Source organism: Variovorax paradoxus, assembly GCF_000834655.1.
In the GTDB taxonomy this organism is placed as follows: domain Bacteria; phylum Pseudomonadota; class Gammaproteobacteria; order Burkholderiales; family Burkholderiaceae_C; genus Variovorax; species Variovorax paradoxus_F.
In genome coordinates, this window is record NZ_JXQQ01000008.1 from 29,744 (window position 1) to 50,225 (window position 20,482).

A 20,482-nucleotide genomic window follows, 5' to 3' on the forward strand; every position below is an offset into this window, starting at 1 on the left:
GGCTCAGTAGCCGCTGTTGCCACCGCCGCCGTAGCCGCCGCCGGAGCGACCACCGCCGCCACCGCCACGGGGGCCTGCGCCGTAGGGGCTGCGGAAACCGCCATCGCCACCACCGCCGCCGCCACCACTGCGGCCACCGCCGCCGCCGTAGCCGCCACCGCCGGAACGGCCACCACCGCCGCTGCGATCGCCGCCACCACCGTAGCCGCCACCACCGCCGCCGCCGTAGCCACCGCCACCACCGCCGCCATAACCACCGCCGCCGCCGCCGTAGCCGCCACCACCGCTGCGCGGGGGACGTGCTTCCATGGGACGTGCTTCGTTGACGACGACGCTGCGGCCGCCCAGGGGCTGGCCGTTCATGCCGTTGATGGCAGCTTGCGCTTCGGCGTCACTGCCCATCTCGACGAAGCCGAAGCCCTTCGAGCGACCGGTGTCGCGTTCCATCATGACCTTGGCGCTGGTCACTGCGCCGAATTGTCCGAATGCCTGTTCGAGATCACCGTCGCGCACCGAGTAAGGCAGGTTGCCGACGTACAGTTTGTTGCCCATCAAGGGACTCCTATAAACACATCAAGAAAAGCGATGGAGTCCCGAAAGCATCACTCAAACGAGAGCCGTCGAGTCGCGCGAAACTGACCGATCACCGAACTACCCCCCGACCAAAATGAAGAGGGAGGCTCGTGCATTATGGGTGAAATATCCAAAAAGCAAGCGGGAAATTGCGTCTTGGAGTAGCACTTGTCAAAACCATGGAAAGCTAGCGCACGCTTACAGACTCGGAATGAGGCGATTGGCGCTACAGGTAGAATCCGCCCCGTCATTGGGGAGTAGCCGCCTTCCGTTTTCGAGAAGGGCCCGCGTCAACAGACTTGTCCTGCCCCACACAGGACATGGCGCGTGCAGTAACACACCTGGCGAGACCTTTGACCGTGCAACTTCGGGAATATGGCCGAAGGTGTTGCACGGTCAATTGCGTCCTTCGGCCCAAGGAACCCCACGTTCATCATGGAAGCTTTTCTCGTAGCAACGGGCGTCGTCGCGCTCGCGGAAATGGGCGACAAGACCCAACTCCTGGCCCTTCTTCTCGCCGCGCGGTTCAGGAAACCCTGGCCCATCGTCCTCGGCATCTTCGCGGCCACCATCGTCAACCACGCCCTGGCGGGTGCCGTCGGCAACTACATCACGCGCTGGCTCGGCCCCGAGGTGCTGCGCTGGATCCTTGGCGGCTCGTTCATCGCGATGGCCGTCTGGATGCTGATCCCCGACAAGCTCGACGATGACGATGCCCCCCGCGCCTCGCACTTCGGCGTCTTCGGCACCACGCTGATCGCGTTCTTCCTCGCCGAGATGGGCGACAAGACCCAGATCGCCACCGTCATGCTCGCCGCCCGCTTCACGCAAGACTACTTCTGGGTCGTCGCGGGCACCACGCTCGGGATGATGCTGGCCAATGCGCCGGTGGTGTGGCTCGGCGAGAAGATCGTGCGGCGGGTGCCGATCAAGCTCGTGCACGGTATCTCGGCGGCGATCTTCCTCGTGCTGGGCATCGTGATGATCGTCGGCTGGTAAGAGGAGGACTTCTTCAATAAACGCCGCGGAACCGGCTTCACAGGGCCGAAGGTGTTGCCCCCGAAGGAGGTTGGCGAAGCGACACGAAGTGCGCGCCGCCTGGGGGATATACTTTGCTCCGCGCCGATTTGCTACAGCTTGCGGGCGCTTTATAAATTCAGCTAAAGACGGCACCGGAACCCGGCTCGTTTTTGGCGAGGCCGGGTTTTTTCATTCATGTCGTCACCTCCTCTGGTCGTCAGTCCACAGTCGATGCAGTTCGCAGGCCCGCTGGCCCTGCGCAGCGGCGCATCGATCAGCGACTACACGCTCGCCTACGAAACCTACGGCACCCTCAATGCCGACCGCAGCAACGCGGTGCTGGTTTGCCATGCGCTGAACGCCTCGCACCACGTGGCGGGCGTCTATGAAGGCCAGGCCCGCTCCGAGGGCTGGTGGGACAACATGGTCGGCCCGGGCAAGCCCGTCGACACCGACCGTTTCTTCGTGATCGGCGTGAACAACCTAGGCTCCTGCTTCGGCTCGACCGGCCCGATGCACGTGAACCCCGTCACCGGGCGGGTCTACGGCGCCGACTTCCCGGTGGTCACCGTCGAAGACTGGGTGGATGCGCAGGCCGTGCTGCTCGATGCCCTGGGCATCCGGACGCTCGCGGCCGTGATGGGCGGCAGCCTCGGCGGCATGCAGGCGCTCTCGTGGACGCTGCAGTACCCCGATCGCGTGCGCCACGCCGTGGTGGTGGCCAGCGCCCCCAACCTCACGGCCGAGAACATCGCCTTCAACGAGGTGGCGCGCCGCGCCATCGTGACCGACCCCGACTTCCACGGCGGCCACTTCTACGAACACGGCGTGATCCCCAAGCGGGGCCTGCGCATCGCGCGGATGATCGGCCACATCACGTACCTGAGCGACGACGTGATGAACGAAAAGTTCGGGCGCATCCTGCGCAGCGCCGTCGAAGGCGAGGCGGCGGGGCTGGACTACCGCTACTCCACGCAGGACGTCGAATTCCAGATCGAGAGCTACCTGCGCTACCAGGGCGACAAGTTCAGCGAGTACTTCGATGCCAACACCTACCTCCTTATCACCCGCGCGCTCGATTACTTCGACCCCGCGCGCAGCCACGGAGGCCAGCTCAGCACGGCGCTCGCGAAGGCGACCGCCAAATTCCTGCTCGTGAGCTTCAAGACCGATTGGCGCTTCTCCCCCGCGCGCAGCCGCGAGCTGGTGAAGGCGTTGCTCGACAACCGCCGCAACGTGAGCTACGCCGAAATCGATGCGCCGCACGGCCACGACGCCTTCCTGCTGGACGACGTGCGCTACATCGGCGTGGTGCGCTCGTACTTCGAACGCGTCGCCAAGGAAATCCAATGAGCGACCTCGACAACCAGAAACTCATTGCCGCGCTCGTGCCCGAAGGCGCGCGCGTGCTCGACCTGGGCTGCGGCGATGGCGCGCTGCTCGACCTCTTGCAGCGCGAGCGCGGCTGCACCGGCTACGGCGTGGAGATCGCCGACGGCAACGTGCTGCAGTGCATTCGCCGCGGCGTCGACGTGATCCAGCTCAACCTGGACGAAGGCCTCGCGATGTTCGACGACGCCTCCTTCGACGTCGTGCTGCAGATCGACACCCTGCAGCACCTGCGCAACGCCGAGGTGATGCTGCGCGAGACCGCGCGAGTCGGCCGCATCGGCATCGTCGCCTTCCCTAATTTCGCGCACTGGCCCAACCGCCTGAGCGTGGCGCGCGGCCGCATGCCGGTGACGCGGCGGCTGCCCTACCAGTGGTACGACACGCCCAACATCCGCGTGGGCACCTACAAGGACTTCGAGGTGCTTGCCGGCAAGAACAACCTGCGCGTGCTCGATGCCTTCGGCCTGCAGAACGGGCGCGATGTGCGCTGGCTGCCCAACGCGCGCGCCAGCACGGCGGTCTTCAAGTTCGAGCGGGGCGGCTGAACACCGCGCGCGAACGCACCGGATGAGCTTCACGCTGGCGCAGCCGGTTCACAGCGAGCTGGTCATCAAGAAGAGCCGGTTCATCGGCTGCGTGCAGCCGGTGGCAGACCGCGCCGCCGCATTGGCGGTCGTTGCATCGCTGCGCACGGAGCACCCTCAGGCCGCGCACGTGTGCTGGGCGCTGATGGCGGGCGGGCAATCGGCCGCCAACGACGATGGCGAGCCCGGCGGCACGGCCGGCCGCCCCATGCTCGAAGTGCTGCGCCATCAACAGATCGAGGGCTCGCTCGCCACCGTGGTGCGCTATTTCGGCGGCGTGAAGCTCGGCGCCGGCGGCCTCGTGCGCGCCTACACCGATGCCATTGCGCAGGCGCTGCTCGGCGCCACGCTCGTGCCGCTGGTGCGGCAGCGCAGCCTGCGCTGCGCCGTGCCCTATGCGCTCGAAGGATTGGTGCGGCGCGAGATGGCTGCCGTCGGCGCGGTGCTCGACAGCGTGCAGCACGCCGACGAGGTGCACTTCGCCTTCACCCTCCCCGAGCCTGAAGCGAATGCCTTCATCGCGCGCCTCGACGATGCTGCGCAAGGGCGCGTCGTCTGGCAGCCGGCGTGAGCCGCCGCGGCGGCGTGGCGGGCGGCGGTGTCATCGCGAGGATGCCGCGGCCGGTCAGCGGCACGACCTCGTCGTCGGGGCCGCGCCGTGCCATCTCGGCGGTCACGATGCCCGTGGGCACGGCCAGCACGCCCCAGCCCAGCAGCATCATCACCGAGGCGATCGCGCGGCCCAGGTCGGTCTTGGGCACGAGGTCGCCGAAGCCCACCGTGGCCATCGTCGAGATGGCCCAGTAGATCGCCACCGGAATGCTCGTGAAGCCGTGCACCGGCCCTTCGACCACGTACATCAGCGTGCCCATCACCAGCACCACCAGCATCACGAAGCCGACGAACACCGTGATCTTGCGACGGCTCGCCGCCACGGCCGACACCAGCGCGCGGTACTCCACCGAGTAACGCGAAAGCTTGAAGATGCGGAACACGCGCAGGAGCCGCAGGATGCGCACGTCGATGAGATACGCGAACTCCGGCGCGAGCACCACGAGAAAGGTCGGCAGCAGCGCAAGCAGGTCGATCACGCCGTAGAAGCTGGTGGCATAGCGCAAGGGCCGCTTCACGCAGGCCAGGCGCCCGATGTATTCGAGCGTGAAGAGCCCCGTGAAGACCCATTCGAGCACGCCGAACACACGGCCCCAGTGCTGGTGGATCGACTGCACGCTGTCCAGGATCACGACCACCACGCTGGTCACGATCACCGCGATGAGGATCAGGTCGAACAGGCGGCCCAGCCGCGATTCCGATTCGAAGATCACCGAGAACAACGCGCGCCGCCAGCCGTCTGCCGGCTTGCCGAAGCGGGCGTCGCCCACGGCCGTTTCGGCCACTGCATGAACGGGGGATGCGGCGGTGCTTTGCAAGGGGGTCGTCATCGTCCGTGGATTAGGGTCTACTGTCGTGCCATTGTCGAGGCGCATCGTCTTATTCGGTTACGCCTCTTGCGCAATGAAGTGCGGCACGCCGTAAGTGCGTTCTTACGATAGTCCCTTTCTTGAGGAGCTCCCCATTGGCTACACAGTCCCCCTTCTTCGGCAAGCGCGATCGTGACACCGACTCGTTGACATCCCGCCCCGCACCGCTGGTCGGTTCGGGCACCAATCTGTCGGGCACGCCCGTCAATCCCTCCTCGTTGACCGCGCAGCAGGGCGGCCTCAATGCCGCCGCAGCGGCAGCACCCGTCGCCAAGGAAGGCGGCAGCAAGCTCACCGTCGGCCCGAACATCAAGCTGAAGGGCGTCGAGATCACCGATTGCGACACGCTCGTGGTCGAAGGCCTGGTCGAAGCGACCATGGACTCGCGCCTGATGCAGATCGCCGAGCAGGGCGAATTCAAGGGCTCGGCCGAAATAGACATCGCAGAAATCCGCGGCGTCTTCGACGGCAACCTCACGGTGCGCGAAAAGCTCGTGATCCACTCGACCGGCAAGGTCACCGGCAAGATCCGCTACGGCAAGATCGTGATCGAAGAAGGCGGCCAGCTGTCCGGCGAAATCAGCTTCGGCGCCAAGCCGTCGCTTCAGGCTGCGGCCTAAGCCTCTTCGGGGGGCTTCCACCCCAGGCGCTCCAACAAGGCACCGGCCGCGGCCGGTGCTCTTTCTTTTGCGCCATTGATGAAGTAGACGAACACGTCGCGCTTCTTCGGCGATCCGGTCCAGCCCTGCGCGCGCTCGGCCCAGGCATCGAGCGCTTTCGGTCCATACCCTGTCTTGAGCTTCGCATCGGCCATCATGAGCCGCGCATAGGCGACGTCGCCTTCGGGCTCCTCGAACGACGGGAATTTGTCCGCGTCGGTGAACACGGTCGAGACCTTGTGCTTCTTCGCGAGCGCCTTGTACGCGGGCGTGATGAAGCTCTCGTGCCTCACATCCATCACGTGGCGCAGCACGCGGCTGCCTTCCTTCTTCGGCAGCAGTTCCAGGAAGGCCTCGAAGTCCTCCGCATCGAACTGCTTGGTCGGCATGAACTGCCACACGATCGGCCCGAGCTTGTCGCCCAGCTCGCTCACGCCGCTGTCGATGAAGCGCTGGATCGACTCGCCCGCGGTCGCCAGCACCTTGCGGTTGGTGGTGAAGCGCGAGGCCTTCATCGAGAACACGAAGTCCGCCGGCGTGTCGTCGTGCCATTTGCGGAAGGTCTCGGGCTTGAAGGTGCTGTAGTAGGTGCCGTTGATCTCGATGGCGCTCACGTGGCGACTCGCGTAGTTCAACTCCTTGGCCTGCGCGAGCCCCTTGGGATAGAAGTTGTCGCGCCAGGGCTCGTAGGTCCAGCCGCCGATGCCTACCTTGATCCGAGTCGATGTTGCCTTGCTCACATTGCGCTCCGGGTTGAGATCGCCCGCACTCTACGCGCGCTCGCCGCGAGGCGCAAAATGCGCTTTTTCGTCCCACGCGGAGAACCCACCGATGAACGCCCCCCTGCACCGCGAAATGCCTGCCGGCACGCTCGACGCGACGCGCGCCCTCTCCGATGTCACCGCCCAGTGGGACGGCGACATCGTCAGGCAACTCACCGACTACATCGCCATCCCCGCCAAGTCGCCCGGCTTCGACAAGGACTGGTCGGCCAACGGCTACCTGGAGACCGTGCTGCGCAACGCGGCCGCCTGGGTCGAGGCCCAGAAGGTCGAAGGCCTCAAGCTGGAGATCGTTCGCCTCGAAGGCCGCACGCCGGTGCTGTTCTTCGAAGTGCCGGCCACCGGCACCGACATGGGCGAGACCGTGCTGATGTACGGCCACCTGGACAAGCAACCCGAATTCACCGGCTGGCGCAACGACCTCGGCCCCTGGACGCCCAAGTACGAGAACGGCCTGCTCTACGGCCGCGGCGGCGCCGACGACGGCTATGCGGTGTATGCGAGCGTCGCCGCGCTGCAGGCGCTCAAGGCGCAGGGCGTGGCGCATCCGCGCATCGTCGGCCTGATCGAGACCTGCGAGGAAAGCGGCTCCTATGACCTGCTGCCCTACGTGGATGCTTTGCGTCCGCGCCTGGGCAACGTCGAACTGGTGATCTGCCTGGATTCCGGCGCCGGCAACTATGACCAGCTGTGGCTCACCACATCGCTGCGCGGCATGGCCAGCGGCACGCTCAAGGTCGAGGTGCTGACCGAAGGCATCCACTCGGGCGACGCATCCGGCCTCGTGCCCTCGAGCTTTCGCATCATGCGGCAGGTGCTCGATCGCCTCGAAGACAGCGCCACCGGCCGCCTCCTGCCCGCGAGCTTCCATTGCGAAGTGCCAGCCGACCGCCTCGCGCAAGCCAAGGCGACGGCCGCGATCCTCGGCGACGAGGTCTACAAGCGCTTTCCATGGGCGCACTACGACTGCGGCGGCTCGACCATGTTCGCGCTGCCGACCACCACGGACCCGGTGGAGGCGCTGCTCAACCGCACCTGGAAGCCCACGCTGTCGGTCACCGGCGCCGAAGGCTTTCCGGCGCTGAAGGACGCGGGCAACGTGCTGCGGCCCTACACCGCCTTCAAGCTCTCGCTGCGCCTGCCGCCGCTGGTCGATGCGGCCGAGTCGGTGCAGAACCTCAAGAAGCTGCTGGAAGACAACGCGCCCTATCAGGCGCGCGTCACCTTCGAGAGCAACGGCGGCGCCACCGGCTGGAACGCGCCGACGATCACGCCGTGGTTCGAGGACGCGCTCAACAAGGCCTCGCAGGCGCACTTCGGCGCGTCCTGCGGCTACATCGGCCAGGGCGGCACGATCCCGCTGATGAACATGCTCAGCGCCGGCTTCCCCAAGGCCCAGATGATGGTCTGCGGCGTGCTCGGCCCGAAGAGCAACGCGCACGGACCCAACGAGTTCCTGCACGTGCCGTACGCCAAGAAGCTCACGGCCGCCGTGGCCGAGGTCATCGCAGCCTTGCCGGTCGCGCACCGCGCCGCAGCCACGGAGCCGGCGGCCGCTTGAGCGACTTGCCAAGAGTGCACCTGTGAGAGACGCGCTGCCGCTGCCGCAGCGCGTGCCGCTGTCCACCCCGGACGGCCAGACGCTGGCGCTGCGCCGCTTGCCCGTCGCCGGGGCGCCTCGCGCCGTGGTGGTCGTGGTGCACGGGCTCGGCGAGCATGCGGGGCGCTATCACGGGCTCGCGAAGCGGCTGCACGAATGGGGCTTCGCGGTCTGGGCGCACGACCATCACGGACACGGCGAATCGACCGGTGCGCGCGGCGGACTGCCGAGCGAGCTTCGATTGGTCGAAGACCTCGCGCTGGTCATCGACGACGCGCGCCGCGAGAACCCCGGCGTGCCGGTCGTGCTGCTGGGGCACAGCCTTGGCGGACTGGTCGCGGCAAGTCTGGTCGCACGCGGCGTGCGGCCTGTCGACGGCCTGGTGCTCTCGTCGCCGGGGCTCGATCCGGGCTTGAGCGGGTTCCAGAAGGCGCTGCTTGCGGTGCTTCCGCGCATCGCGCCAAACCTGCGCGTGGGCAACGGGCTGGACGACAACTTTCTCTCGCACGACCGCGCCGTGGTGCAGGCCTATCGCGACGATCCGCTCACGCACGACCGCATCGGCAGCCGGCTCGCGCGGTTCCTGGCGTACGAAGGCGCCACGGTGCAGGAGGCGGCGGCGCGCTGGCCGGTGCAGACGCTGCAGATCTATGCGGGCGACGACCGGCTCGTGAAGCCCGCCGCGAGCCGCGCATTCGCTGCGGCCGCCGCGCCCAGCGGCAGGGTCGAAGCGCATTGCTTCGAGACCCTGTACCACGAGATCTTCAACGAGCTGGACGCCGAGCCCGTATTCGCCGCGCTGCAGCGCTGGCTCGACAAGCGGTTCCCGCCGCGCTGACCAGACAACGTCAGGCAGCGGCCGAGCGCCGCCGGGTCCGCGCGAGCCACAGCAGTGCCGCGCCGGTCAGCACCACCGGCACCAGCGAGCCGTAGTTCAGCAGTTGCCAGCCCTGGGTCGTGACCAGCACGCCCGAGGCGAACGAGGTCAGCGCCAGCGTCGCGAACACGCAGAAATTGAGCGCGCCCTGGGCCCGGTCGCGCTCCTCGGCCGTGTAGGCCGTGAGCGAGAGCGTCGTGCTGCCGGTGAACAGGAAATTCCAGCCCACGCCCAGCAGGCACAGCGCCACGAGAAAGTGCTGCAGCTCCACGCCCGACAGCGCGACCGCGATGCAGCCCAGGTTGAGCGCGAGCCCCACGCCCATCACGGGCAGCGCGCCGAAGCGGCGGATCAGGTGGCCGGTGAAAAAGCCCGGCGCGAACATGCCGATCACGTGCCATTCGAGCACCAGCGCCGCATCGGAAAACGGCAGGCTGCAGATCTGCATCGCGATCGGCGTGGCGGCCATCAGCAGGTTCATCACACCGAAGCCCAGGGCGCCCGCGGCCGCGGCGACGATGAACACCGGCTGCCGCACGATTTCTGACAGCGGCCGTCCCCCCATGGCCTGCTGCCGGGTCAGCGGCGCGGGGAAGTCGATGAAGCGCATCACCGCCATTGAGAGCAGCGCCACCGCCGCGAGCGCGATGTAGGCGCCCGCAAACGGCACGGCGAAGAGTTCGCGCGTGGCGGATGCGAGGTTCGGGCCCGCCACCGCGCCGATCAGGCCGCCGGCCATCACCAGCGACACCGCCTTCTCGCGCCACTCCGGCGCCGCGAGTTCGGCCGCTGCAAAACGGTAGAGGTTGGCGTTGGCGTTGTAGTAGCCGGCCACGACCGTCGCGAAGCACAGCAGCCAGAAATTCTTCGAGATTGCCGCGTACACGCACAGCAGCGCCGACCCCAGCGCCACCGCCAGCCCGATCTGGAACGACCCGCGGCGGCCGAAGCGCTGCTGCGTGCGCGCCACCAGCCCGGTGGTGAGCGCGCCGCCCACCACGTAGCCCATCACCGGCAGCGTCGCCATCCAGCCGCGCGGCGCGATGCCAAGGCCCACCAGCCCGTTGATGGCGATGAAGGTGACGTTGTTGGTCAGGAAGAGGCCCTGGCAGATGGCCAGGAGCCAGAGGTTGCGGTTCATGGCGAGGGTTCTACGGGATTCGCCTCCCGAGCGCCAGCCGAGCGTCGGCCAGGTGCCGGCCAAAAAAAAGCGCCCTCGCGGGCGCCAGAATTCTGGTGAGGCGGGACTCGCTCAGGGCTGCCTGCCTTGCAGCAAGCCGCTGAGCGAACCCAGCAGGTCGTCATGGTTGCCCAGCCCCTGATCCGGTACCTTGCCATGCGGCGTGAGCTGGTCGATGAGGGCCGGCAGCATGGTGGCGAGCATGGGCAGCAGCGTTTGGGCATTGATGCCGAGCTTGGCCGCTATGTTCGCGATGGTGTCGCCGCCGAGCGCGTTCTGGAGCTGGTCGCCCGACACCGGCTGGTTGTCCCCCTTGCCGATCCATGAGCCGATGACATCGCCCATGCCGGCCTGCTCGAACTTCGAGACCAGGCCCCCCAGGCCGCCCACGCTTCCGTTGTTGGCGAGCAGGCCACCCAGTGCGCCGGCCAGGCCGCCGAGATCTCCCAATCCCCCGATGCCTCCGCCTTGCGGTTGCTGCTGTTGGCCAGCGCCTCCGAGCACTTGACCGAGTACTGAATCGAGCAATCCCATGGCCATTTCCTTGGTGTGTGACAGAACCGTCGCATTTTCCGTGTGACGGACCGCAAGCCCTGAGCGGAGCGCCCACTTTCGAACTTGCAACGTGACAAATTACTTGGTACGTGCCGGGCGTTTGGGCAGCAATGCGGGGGTGACCCCCTGCACGCCCACGAGCCCGAGCACGGTCACGAGCGAATTCTGCGCGCCTTTCCAGGCATCTGTCACGTCGATCGACTCGCTCAGCGCATGGGAACCAGAGGCCTTGCCGCCGCCCCCGATGATGATGGCCGGGATGCCCAGCGAGATCGGCACGTTGGCATCGGTGCTGCCGCCGCGCAGCAGCGTCTTGTGCCCGAAGGCCGTGTTCGAGCGCGTGGCCGCCTCGACGATCACCGAGTCCGCCGGGGTGCGTCCGCCGGGCCGGTCGCCGATCAGCTTGTGGCTCGCGCTCAGCGTGGTCACGTTCCAGCGCCTGTTTTCCTCGGCCACGGCTTCGTCGATGGCCGCGAGGATTTTTTTCTCGGTCTCCAGCAGCGAGGCCATGTCGTCCGAGCGGATGTCGATGGCCATGCGCGCATCCGGCGAGATGGTGTTGACCGAGGTCCCGCCGCCCACGGTGCCGACGGTGAAGGTGGTCTTGGGAAAGCTCGGCGTGCGCACGTCGGCGATCTTGGCGATCGCGCGGCCCATGCCGTGGATGGCGCTGGGCACCTGGCCGAATGCGCCGAAGCTGTGGCCGCCCGGGCCCTTGAAGTTGACCTCGTAGCGATGGCTCGCGGTGCCCAGGACCAGCACGTGGCCGTCCGGCGACGGCTCCAGCCCGACCATGCCGTCGATGTCCAGGTGGTCGCGAAAGATCGCCTTGATGCCGCGCAGGTTGCCCAGTTCTTCCTCGCCCACGTTGCCGACGATCAGGAGGTCGCCCGCCGTCTGCACCTTGTTGTCGTTGAGCACCTTGAGCCACGACAGCAGCACCGTGAGGCCGCGCGTGTCGTCGGCGATGCCCGGCGCGTGGAGCCGGCCGTCGCGCTCCTTCACCTTCACGTCGGTGCCGGCGGGGAACACCGTATCGAGGTGCGCGGAGATCAGGAGCTTCGGGCCGTTGCCCACGCCCTTGCGAAGGCCCACGACGTTGCCTTCGGCATCGATCTTCGCGTCCGCCAGGCCCAAGGCCTTCATTCGCGCGAGAAACGCTTCGGCGCGCTTCTGCTCCTTGAACGGTGGCGCTTCGATCTCCGTGAGCGTCTTCAACTCCTCGACCGCGCGCTCGTGGTCGGCCTTGACCGCGTCCAGCAGCTTCTGGATCGCCGGCGAGGCCATCAGCTGGGTGTAGGTCCGCTCGACTTCAGGGCTGACCTGCGCCGGCGTGGGCGCGACCGCGTTGCTCTGGGCATGGACGCCATGGACGGCGCACAGCGCGGCGAGAAAGAGAGGGGCAAGACGCAGCGAACGGGACATGGGCGGAGGGTCCTTCTTTGTCGTGATGAAAGGGGGAGGTACCCATTCTTCCGCAGCCTGCCCGCGCGCGCGTCGCGGAAAACACCCCCTAGGCGCCGCCGAGCAACACCAGGGCCGCGAGCGCCGCGGTTTCGGCACGCAGCACGCGCGCGCCGAGCGTGACCGGCGCAAAGCCGCGTGCGATGGCCTCCTGCTCCTCGGCCGCACTGAGGCCGCCCTCGGGGCCGCTCAGCACGCGCACCTCACGGTTGTCGGGGGCGTGCACCGCAACGGCGGCGGCAATGCTTTGCGTGCCCTCGGCCAGGCTCAGGACGAAGCGCGCTGCTGCGCCTCCGGTTTCGGCTTGCGCGTCGATGAAGCCCGCGTTGCCCGAGAACGACCGCACCGGGTGAATCACCGGCACGCGATTGCGGCCGCATTGCTCGCATGCCGCGATGGCGATGGCCTCCCAGTGCCCCCGCTTCTTCTCGGCCCGCTCGCCCGAAAGACGCAGCACGCCGTGCGCCGTGGCCAGCGGCTGGATGCTCGCGACGCCCAGCTCGGTGGCCTTCTCGACCAGCCAGTCCATGCGCTCGTTGGCCGGCATGCCGACGGCCAGGTGCACCGCGCGCGTCGCCTCGCGCTCGACTGCGAAGTGGGCACCGACCGTCACCGAGACATCGCTGCGGCCCATGCGCTCGATCGTCGCCTCGTACTCGCCGCCCGCGCCGTCGAACAGGGTCAGCGCGTCGCCGGGCTGCATGCGCAGCACCTGCACATGGCGTGCGGCCCCGGGCGGCAGCGCCAAAGCGGCGTCGGCGCTCAGCGGCACGGAGCAATGGAAACGGGGCATGCTATGAAATAAGGAGCGAAAAATGCAGCGGTGGTGCGGGCAACACGGGTGGTTTTCTGCAACCTTGGCTCAGACCCGGCCGTAGGCGAAGCCCGTGAGCGCGGAGGTGCCCTCGACCTCGTCGATCACCCGCAAGAGCGGCGTGAGCTCCATGTAGCGGCTCGCGGTGGCGCGGATGTACGCAATGAAGCGCGGCGTGTCGGCCAGGTAGCGGGGCTTGCCGTCGCGCAGCGTGAGGCGCGCGAAGATGCCGGCCACTTTGAGGTGGCGCTGCAGGCCCATCCATTCGACGGCGCGATAGAAGGCGCCGAAGTCTTCGTCGACCGGCAGCCCGGCCTTGCGCGCGGCCTGCCAGTAGCGCACGGTGACGTCGAGCACGAACTCCTCGTCCCAACTGAGGAAGGCGTCGCGCATCAGGCTGGCGATGTCGTAGGTGATGGGGCCGTAGACGGCGTCTTGGAAGTCGAGCACGCCCAAGGTGGTGCCCGAGCCGCCGCCGGGCCGCCCCGAGGCGGCGAGTGCCCCCTCGGGGGGCAGCGAGGACACGCCAGTGCCGAGCGTGGGGGCCACGCTGATCATCAGGTTGCGCGGCATGAAGTCGCGGTGCACGTAGACGCTGGGCGACGCCAGGTTGCTCTCGACGATCAGCTTGAAGCTGCGCTCGAGCCGCTCCTTCAGCTTGCCTTCGACGGCTACGCCGCGGTGGCGGCCAATGTACCACTCGGGAAAGAGCGCCAGTTCACGCTCGAGCAGCGCCCGTTCGTAGGGGGGCAGCACGCCCGGTTTGGAAGCCAGCTGCCAGCGGACGAGCGCGTCGATCGCCTGGTCGTAGAGCGGGCGGCTGGCATCGGGCTTGGCCGGGTCGATCACATCGAGCATGGTCTGGCGGCCCAGGTCGTCCAGGAGCAGGAAGCCGTTCGGGCGGTCCCACTCGAGCACCTGCGGCGCGGTGACGCCGGCCTCGGCCATGAGCTTGGCCACCTGCACGAAGGGATCGCTGTTCTCCTTGTCGGGCGGGGCGTCCATCACGATGCGCGTCGGCGTGCCGGGGATGCTGGTGTCGACGCGGAAGTAGCGGCGAAAGCTCGCATCGGCCGAGGCGAGGCGCACGGTGTCCGGCAGAAGATGCTGTGCGACGGCAATGCCCGAGAGCCAGGCCCGGAACACTTCGGCGCGCTGCGGATCTGTCCAGAGAAGGGCCTCGGCGGGGCGTGGGGCCAATGAGGCCGGGGGCGGGGGTGCTGTCATGGATAATCGATTCTACAAATCCGCCTGGCGCGGCAACCCCCTCCGGTCGGCCACCGATCGAACAGAGGTTGCTGCCGGCCCCTGCAACCCGCCGGCCTGCCGCGCCGTCTCCCCGACGATCTTTCGTTCCGAACCGATGCCTACGACCCAAAGCCCTCACGCTTGGCACCTTGTGCGCTCGCTGCTCTCCTCGGGGGAGCCGCGGGCTTTCCTCGGAACGGCCTGCGAGGAGGCTTGATGAGCCGACGTGTTGCCCTGCGACGCGCCAGCCCGCCGCTGAAGCTGGCCATGCTGTCGCTGGCGCTGCTCCAGGCGCACGGTGCCTACGCTCAGCCTGCGAACGGCCTGGACGGCCCGCTGACGCTCAAGCGCACCCCGCTGTTGACCGAAGTCGTCCCGCCCACCGAGCGCGGCCAGCTGCCCAGCCTGGTGACGGGCGACCGCATGTCCGGCCGCCCCGACCTGGAAACCGTGGTCGAAGGCAATGCGACGCTCAGGCGCGGCCCGGTCGCCATCACCGCCGACCGGCTCGAGTACTACCAGCCCGACGACCGCGCCAAGGCGACGGGCAACGTGCGCGTCAACCAGGCCGGCAACGTGTACGAAGGTCCCGAGCTCGAACTCAAGCTGGAGACCTTCGAGGGCTTCTTCAACAACGTGCGCTACCGGTTCCTTGCGAACGGCGGCCACGGCGATGCGGAGCGCATCGATTTCGTCGACGCCAACGTGTCGATCGCCCGGCGCGCGACCTACACCACCTGCCGCCGCGAAGACTTCCCGGGCTGGATGCCGGCGTGGCTCTTGACCGCGGCCACGATCACCACCGACACCGAGGAGAACGAGGGCGTGGCCACCAACGCGCGCCTGAGCTTCATGGGCATCAGCACGCCGCCGATTCCGAGCGTGAGCTTTCCGCTGTCGAACGCGCGCAAGAGCGGCCTCCTGCCGCCCACCATCGGCGTGGACAACACCAACGGCATCGAGATCTCGCAGCCTTACTACTGGAACATCGCGCCCAACCGCGACGCCACGATCACCCCGACGATCATGAGCAAGCGCGGCCTCAACCTGGGCACCGAGTTCCGGTACATGGAGAAGGAATACAGCGGCAGCATCCGCCTGGACCTGATGGGCGCCGACCGCCTGGTGGGCCAGCGCTACAACGAATTGCGTGCCTCGCAGCTCGAGCAACTGGCCAAGGGAGAAATCCAGGCCAAGGACCTGACCGCGGCACCGGGCAGCACCAAGCGCTGGGGCATCTGGGCGAACCACCACCAGGACTTCGACGCCAAGGCGCTAGGCCTGGATTCGCTGTCGGCCAACATCAACATCAACCGCGTCAGCGACAACGACTACTGGCGCGACTTCACGCGCACGCCGACGCTCGCGCAGCGCCAGCTGCCCAACGAGGCCTCGCTCAACTGGACGAAAGACGACTGGAGCGGCCAGGTCCGCACGCTGCGCTACCAGACGCTGCAGTACAACCTGTCGCCGATCGTGCCGTCGTACGACCGCATGCCGCAGATCACGGCCAACTACAACAAGTACGACTGGCACGGCTTCGACGTTTCGCTGAACCTGGACTACACGCGCTTCCGGGTCAACAGCATCCTGAGCGGGCAGCCCGGTTTCGACCTCACGCAGCAGTCGCAGCCCGATGGCGACCGGGCATTCGCGCTGGCCACGATCAGCCGGCCGTTCATCACGCCGAGTTCGTTCGTCATTCCGAAGCTGCAGCTGAACTCGACCGCCTACAACTTCTACCGGCCGCAGAACGAAATTCCGACGATCACGGTCAACGGGGTCCAATACGTCAATGGCGTGCCGCGCCAGAACGGCGCGCTCTATTTCTTCCCGACCTCGGCCAACCGGACGGTGCCGACGTTCAGCCTGGACAGCGGCCTGATCTTCGAGCGCGACGCCACCTACTTCAGCCGCGCCTTCCGCCAGACGCTGGAGCCGCGCGCCTACTACGTCTACACGCCGTATCGCGACCAGAGCCGGCTGCCGAACTACGACTCGGCCGCCAACGACTTCAGCTTCGCGACCATCTACACCGAGAACGCCTTCTCGGGCAACGACCGCATCTCGGACACCAATGCGCTCACGCTGGGCGTGACCTCTCGGCTGATCGATCCCGCCACCGGTGTCGAGGCGGCCCGCATCGGCATCGCGCAGCGGCTACGCTTCGCCGACCAGAAAGTCACGCTGCCCGGCGGCCTGCCGGTCACCGACCGCGCGAGCGACTTCCTCGTCGGCGGCCAGATCAACTGGACGCCCAAGTGGAGCACCGACGCGCTCGTCCAGTACAACCCCGACACGCGCCGCTCCACCCGTGCGGCGCTCAGCGCACGCTACAACCCCGAGCCGTATCACAACCTGAGCGTGGCGTTCCGCTACCAGGCCCCGAGCGCGGCGTACCAGGCCGCGTTGCTGGCCAACCCGAACACCACGGCGGTGAACGACGGCAACAAGTCGATCGACGTGGGCTGGCAATGGCCGCTCAACGACCTGTGGGGCGACAAGGGCAAGAACCTGGGCCCCGGCAAGGGCCAGGGCGGCGGCCGCTGGTATGCGGTGGGCCGTCTCAACTACGACCTGCAGGACAAGAAACTCACGGACGGCGTGCTCGGCTTCGAGTACGACGGCTGCTGCTGGATCGGGCGCGTGGTACTGCAACGCATCACCACCGGCCAGGTGACGGCCAACACCCGCATCATGTTCCAGCTCGAATTTGTCGGCTTCTCCAGCATCGGCTCGAGCCCGATGCAGGCGCTGCGGCAGAACATCCAGCGCTACGAACCCCTGCGCCAACCTGGCGAGGCGCCGAGCCGCTTCACCAACTACGACTGAGACGACTGACTGAGCACCGCCATGAAACACATCCGTTCCATCATCACCCTGGGCTGCCTCGCGGCAATGGCCGCAACGTCGGGTGCGCAGGGCTTTCGCTCTGGCAGCGGCATCACGGACATCATGCGCGCCGGTCCGCGCCTGGGGCCCCCGCCGGTGCAGCGCGCCCCGGCCGCGCCGGCTGCGGCGCCCGTGCAGCGGGCGGCTGAATTCATCGTCGCGCTGGTCAACTCCGAGCCGATCACCAACACCGACGTGCAGACGCGGGTGACTCGCCTGCTCAAGGAGAACCCCGATGCGGAACGCGTGCCGCGCGCCGAACTTGCGCGCCTGGTGCTCGAGCGCCTGATCGTCGAGCGCGCCCAGTTGCAGCTGGCCAAGGAAGGCGGCATCAAGGTCGACGACGTGGCGATCGACCAGGCCGAGCAGACCGTGGCGCGCCAGAACGAGATCAGCCTGGTCGAGCTGCGCCGCCGCGTGGCCGCCGAAGGCATCGCGCTGGCTGACTTCCGCAGCGACCTGCGCGACCAGCTCCTGCTCACGCGCCTGCGCGACCGCGAAGTCGAGTCGAAGATCAAGATCAGCGACACCGAAGCCGACGAGTACCTGCGCGACCAGCGCAACTCGACCACCAAGAATGCGGCCCTGCAGAACCTCAATCTCGCGCAGGTGCTCGTCGCCCTGCCCGAGAACGCCACGGACGCCCAGGTGGCTGCCGCGCAGAAGAAGGCGCAAGGCATCGCCGACCGCGCCCGTTCGGGCGAGGACTTCGCCAAGCTGGTGCGCGAGAACTCCGACTCGCCCGACCGCGCCAACGGCGGCGCCATCGGCATGCGCACGGCCGACCGCTACCCGCCGCTGTTCGTCGACGCCGTGCAATCGACGGGGCTGAACGGCATCGCCGGGCCGGTCCGCTCCAGCGCCGGCTTCCATGTGCTCAAGGTGCTGGCCAAGGCGCAGATCGGCTCGCTCGACGCGACCGTCACGCAGACCCAGGTGCGTCACATCCTGCTGCTGAACGACCCCAAGCGCACCACGGCGCAGGCGGTGGCGCAGCTGGCGGAATTCAAGCGCCGCGTGCAGGCCGGCACGGCCGACTTCGCGAGCCTGGCGCGCGACAACTCGCAGGACGCCAGCGCCAAGGAAGGCGGCGACCTCGGCTGGTCGCGCCCCGGCCAGTTCGTGCCCGAGTTCGAGGAAGCCATGGACCGGCTGTCGCCGGGCCAGATCAGCGACCCCGTCGTGTCCCGCTTCGGCGTGCACCTGATCCAGGTGGTCGGCCGCCGCGATTCCAAGTTGACCCAGACGGAGCAGCGCGAGGCCGCGCGCAACGTGCTGCGCGAACAGCGCATCGAGGAAGCCTTCACCACCTGGGTGCAGGAAGTGCGCGCACGCGCGTACGTGGAATACCGCGACCCGCCGCAGTCCTGATCGATGGCACACATCGCCAGGAAGCGGTTCGGGCAGCATTTCCTGTCCGACGGCGGGATCATCGATGCGATCGTTCACGAGATCGCGCCGCAGCCCGGCGATGCGATGGTCGAGATCGGCCCGGGGCTCGCGGCGCTCACCCAGCCGCTGGTCGAGCGGCTCGGGCGCCTGACGGTCATCGAGCTCGACCGCGACCTGGCCAAGCGGCTGCGGGAGCATCCGCAGCTGGAGGTCATCGAATCCGACGTGCTGAAGGTGGACTTCGCCGAGCTCGCGGCCAAGGCAGCGCCCAAACCGCTGCGCGTGGTGGGCAACCTGCCCTACAACATCTCCACGCCGATCCTGTTCCATCTGCTGGGCTTTGCCCACCTGATCGCGGACCAGCACTTCATGCTGCAAAAGGAAGTGATCGACCGCATGGTGGCCAGGCCCGCCACCTCCGACTACAGCCGCCTGAGCGTGATGCTGCAGTGGCGCTACGACATGCAGAACGTGCTGTTCGTGCCGCCCGAGAGCTTCGATCCGCCGCCGCGCGTGGACAGCGCCGTGGTGCGCATGGTGCCGCTGGCGCAGCCGCCGGCGGTGGATGCGGCGCGGCTGGGCGAGATCGTGCAGGTGGCTTTCAGCCAGCGCCGCAAGATTCTGCGGCACACGCTGGGCAAATGGCTGGAGACGCACGGCTTCGAGGGGGAGTTCGATCCCCAGCGGCGCGCCGAGGAAGTGCCGGTGGCCGAATACGTTGCACTGGCCCAGGCCGTTCCCCCATGAAGAAAGCCCGTCGTCGACGGGCTTTCTTCATTCAGGCAGGTTGCTGCGATTACGCGGCGGCCAGCCAGTACCCTGCGTTGAAGGGGCTGCTCATGCGCAAAGCCAGGGGCGACACGTCGACCAGTTTGTCGGTCGGCATTTTTTCGCCGGCCGGCTCGGTGCTGGCGGCGGCCGTTGCGGCGGCGTTGGGGTTCACTTCGATGCCATCGAGGGTTTCAGCGGTGGGCTGAGCCTCGTTCGCCCGTTCTGCTTGGCTGGTAGATGCAGAACGGGCTACAGAAAAGAATAGAAGCACCGGAAGGGGACCTTGCGGTCGCCCCAGTAATCCGAAGCGTCCCGGAAGATGTCGAGCAGCTGCTCGCGCGCTTCCTTGTCGAACTTGGCGTTGGCCGGAATCTGCTCGAGCACGATGACGAAACCTGGCTGCGGGCCCGATTTATGCAACGGGTCGGTCATGCAGTCGTACAGCGCGTCGAAGTTCTTGCCGAAGTGCGCCGGGAAGGTGAACTGCTGGGCGATCAGGTCGAGCACGTCCTGCTTGGTCTGGGCGTTGCCCAGGTTCGCGTACAGGAAGTGCTGGCCGGCCGCGTTGGCGGCGTCCTGCAGGTCGTTCACGCGGAACGCGCGGATCGATTGCACGATGTTCGGGCGTACGGCACGAAGGGATAAGGTCATCTCCGCTGGTCTTTCCATAGTCATCATCATTTCTTCGGGGCGCTTGGGGGCGCCGCTCAGGTCGTTTTCATCGCTCATGGCGCAATCCGTCTGAAACTTGCATAGTGGTCTGCCGTGTACCAGCAGGCCTCGGGTGTCGTGCGCCGCTCGCCGCCGCAGACGATTCGCTGGGCACCCCGGTTGCGAGCGCCCGGTGTCGTCACCGTGTACTCCCGGTAGTGGCCGCGCCGTGCCGGCGGCAGGAGACGCTCGCGATTGCCAAATACAGTGCCGTCCTTTTCGTACCGGAAGGGGCCACCGTTCAAGATGGCCTGATAGGTTCGCTGGCCCTGGACCGGAAGATCGGTCAGTGCAATCGATTCCTCAGCGGACGTTTTTCCTGCGCCGAACCAACCGCGGGCCTCGGCCCCGGTCGTCAACGCCAACAGCATCAGGCTGGTGAGCGCAAACTTTGAGACTGAGGACGTGAGCGAGGCGTAAGCCGCCATGGGACACCACAAGAGAAAAGAGCGGGGGGTTCGAATTGCGCTCAACCTCGGGGTTAACC

At 67.3% G+C, this 20,482-nt stretch carries 21 protein-coding genes and 1 riboswitch; of the genes, 11 read left to right on the top strand and 10 right to left on the bottom strand.

Annotated features, from left to right (window positions below; genetic code table 11):
• Window positions 1-3 precede the first annotated feature (3 nt).
• Window positions 4-552, bottom strand: coding sequence for an RNA recognition motif domain-containing protein (locus RT97_RS02735; RefSeq protein ID WP_042577259.1), 549 nt, complete (start codon window positions 550-552; stop codon window positions 4-6).
• A gap of 261 nt (window positions 553-813) precedes the next feature.
• A riboswitch (yybP-ykoY riboswitch) is annotated at window positions 814-965 on the top strand.
• 43 nt (window positions 966-1,008) lie between these two features.
• On the opposite strand from RT97_RS02735, the gene RT97_RS02740 reads away from it, so the two are divergent.
• The 4 genes from RT97_RS02740 (at window position 1,009) to RT97_RS02755 (ending at window position 4,140) form a co-directional block, all read left to right on the top strand.
• Entirely contained in the window at window positions 1,009-1,572 is a 564-nt protein-coding gene (locus tag RT97_RS02740; protein ID WP_042577260.1) for a TMEM165/GDT1 family protein, read from the top strand.
• A 216-nt stretch (window positions 1,573-1,788) separates the two neighbouring features.
• A complete protein-coding gene (metX, locus tag RT97_RS02745; RefSeq protein WP_042577261.1) occupies window positions 1,789-2,946 on the top strand; it encodes a homoserine O-succinyltransferase MetX in 1,158 nt (385 codons plus the stop codon).
• On the top strand, window positions 2,943-3,530 hold the full coding sequence (gene metW / locus RT97_RS02750) for a methionine biosynthesis protein MetW (protein ID WP_042577262.1): 588 nt from the start codon (window positions 2,943-2,945) through the stop codon (window positions 3,528-3,530). Before metX ends, metW begins: the two co-directional genes overlap by 4 nt.
• 22 nt (window positions 3,531-3,552) lie before the next feature.
• Complete coding sequence (locus RT97_RS02755; RefSeq protein WP_042577263.1) at window positions 3,553-4,140, top strand: IMPACT family protein; 588 nt, start codon at window positions 3,553-3,555, stop codon at window positions 4,138-4,140.
• Here RT97_RS02755 and RT97_RS02760 read toward each other — a convergent pair.
• Window positions 4,085-5,011 (bottom strand): ion transporter, encoded by a 927-nt coding sequence (locus RT97_RS02760; RefSeq protein ID WP_042577264.1) that lies wholly within the window; start codon window positions 5,009-5,011, stop codon window positions 4,085-4,087. The genes RT97_RS02755 and RT97_RS02760 overlap by 56 nt on opposite strands.
• Before the next feature lie 134 nt (window positions 5,012-5,145).
• On the opposite strand from RT97_RS02760, the gene RT97_RS02765 reads away from it, so the two are divergent.
• Window positions 5,146-5,670, top strand: coding sequence for a bactofilin family protein (locus RT97_RS02765; protein WP_042577265.1), 525 nt, complete (start codon window positions 5,146-5,148; stop codon window positions 5,668-5,670).
• Here RT97_RS02765 and RT97_RS02770 read toward each other — a convergent pair.
• Window positions 5,667-6,449: a DUF72 domain-containing protein gene (locus tag RT97_RS02770; RefSeq protein WP_042577266.1), complete on the bottom strand. Its 783-nt coding sequence runs from the start codon at window positions 6,447-6,449 to the stop codon at window positions 5,667-5,669. The two genes, RT97_RS02765 and RT97_RS02770, sit on opposite strands and share 4 nt — an antisense overlap.
• Window positions 6,450-6,540: 91 nt before the next feature.
• Between RT97_RS02770 and RT97_RS02775 the strand changes: the two genes are divergently transcribed.
• Both RT97_RS02775 and RT97_RS02780 read left to right on the top strand, forming a co-directional pair.
• Window positions 6,541-8,052, top strand: coding sequence for a M20 family metallopeptidase (locus RT97_RS02775; RefSeq protein ID WP_042577267.1), 1,512 nt, complete (start codon window positions 6,541-6,543; stop codon window positions 8,050-8,052).
• Between the two features lie 22 nt (window positions 8,053-8,074).
• Entirely contained in the window at window positions 8,075-8,929 is an 855-nt protein-coding gene (locus tag RT97_RS02780; RefSeq protein ID WP_042577268.1) for an alpha/beta hydrolase, read from the top strand.
• Between the two features lie 10 nt (window positions 8,930-8,939).
• Here RT97_RS02780 and RT97_RS02785 read toward each other — a convergent pair whose 3' ends face one another.
• The 5 genes from RT97_RS02785 to RT97_RS02805 form a co-directional block, all read right to left on the bottom strand.
• Window positions 8,940-10,109, bottom strand: coding sequence for an MFS transporter (locus tag RT97_RS02785; RefSeq protein ID WP_042577269.1), 1,170 nt, complete (start codon window positions 10,107-10,109; stop codon window positions 8,940-8,942).
• Window positions 10,110-10,220: 111 nt separating this feature from the next.
• Complete coding sequence (locus RT97_RS02790; RefSeq protein ID WP_042577270.1) at window positions 10,221-10,682, bottom strand: YidB family protein; 462 nt, start codon at window positions 10,680-10,682, stop codon at window positions 10,221-10,223.
• A gap of 99 nt (window positions 10,683-10,781) precedes the next feature.
• Window positions 10,782-12,128, bottom strand: a complete 1,347-nt coding sequence (locus tag RT97_RS02795) for a M20/M25/M40 family metallo-hydrolase (protein WP_042577271.1) — start codon at window positions 12,126-12,128, stop codon at window positions 10,782-10,784.
• Between the two features lie 88 nt (window positions 12,129-12,216).
• Entirely contained in the window at window positions 12,217-12,960 is a 744-nt protein-coding gene (locus RT97_RS02800) for a 16S rRNA (uracil(1498)-N(3))-methyltransferase (RefSeq protein WP_042577272.1), read from the bottom strand.
• A gap of 69 nt (window positions 12,961-13,029) precedes the next feature.
• Window positions 13,030-14,208: an aminoglycoside phosphotransferase family protein gene (locus RT97_RS02805; protein WP_042577273.1), complete on the bottom strand. Its 1,179-nt coding sequence runs from the start codon at window positions 14,206-14,208 to the stop codon at window positions 13,030-13,032.
• Window positions 14,209-14,445: 237 nt separating this feature from the next.
• Between RT97_RS02805 and RT97_RS02810 the strand changes: the two genes are divergently transcribed.
• The 4 genes from RT97_RS02810 to RT97_RS33360 are packed head-to-tail and all read left to right on the top strand — an operon-like array spanning window position 14,446 to window position 19,490.
• Window positions 14,446-17,061, top strand: coding sequence for an LPS-assembly protein LptD (locus RT97_RS02810; protein ID WP_042577274.1), 2,616 nt, complete (start codon window positions 14,446-14,448; stop codon window positions 17,059-17,061).
• Window positions 17,062-17,082: 21 nt separating this feature from the next.
• Entirely contained in the window at window positions 17,083-18,492 is a 1,410-nt protein-coding gene (locus RT97_RS02815; RefSeq protein ID WP_042577275.1) for a peptidylprolyl isomerase, read from the top strand.
• A 3-nt stretch (window positions 18,493-18,495) separates the two neighbouring features.
• Window positions 18,496-19,260 (top strand): 16S rRNA (adenine(1518)-N(6)/adenine(1519)-N(6))-dimethyltransferase RsmA, encoded by a 765-nt coding sequence (gene rsmA / locus RT97_RS02820; protein WP_042577276.1) that lies wholly within the window; start codon window positions 18,496-18,498, stop codon window positions 19,258-19,260.
• Window positions 19,257-19,490: a hypothetical protein gene (locus RT97_RS33360; protein ID WP_172672145.1), complete on the top strand. Its 234-nt coding sequence runs from the start codon at window positions 19,257-19,259 to the stop codon at window positions 19,488-19,490. The genes rsmA and RT97_RS33360 overlap by 4 nt, the downstream gene beginning before the upstream one ends.
• Before the next feature lie 43 nt (window positions 19,491-19,533).
• Here RT97_RS33360 and RT97_RS02825 read toward each other — a convergent pair whose 3' ends face one another.
• Both RT97_RS02825 and RT97_RS02830 read right to left on the bottom strand, forming a co-directional pair.
• On the bottom strand, window positions 19,534-19,959 hold the full coding sequence (locus RT97_RS02825) for a barstar family protein (RefSeq protein ID WP_086011111.1): 426 nt from the start codon (window positions 19,957-19,959) through the stop codon (window positions 19,534-19,536).
• A 50-nt stretch (window positions 19,960-20,009) separates the two neighbouring features.
• Window positions 20,010-20,423 (bottom strand): ribonuclease domain-containing protein, encoded by a 414-nt coding sequence (locus tag RT97_RS02830; RefSeq protein ID WP_042577277.1) that lies wholly within the window; start codon window positions 20,421-20,423, stop codon window positions 20,010-20,012.
• Window positions 20,424-20,482: the final 59 nt, after the last annotated feature.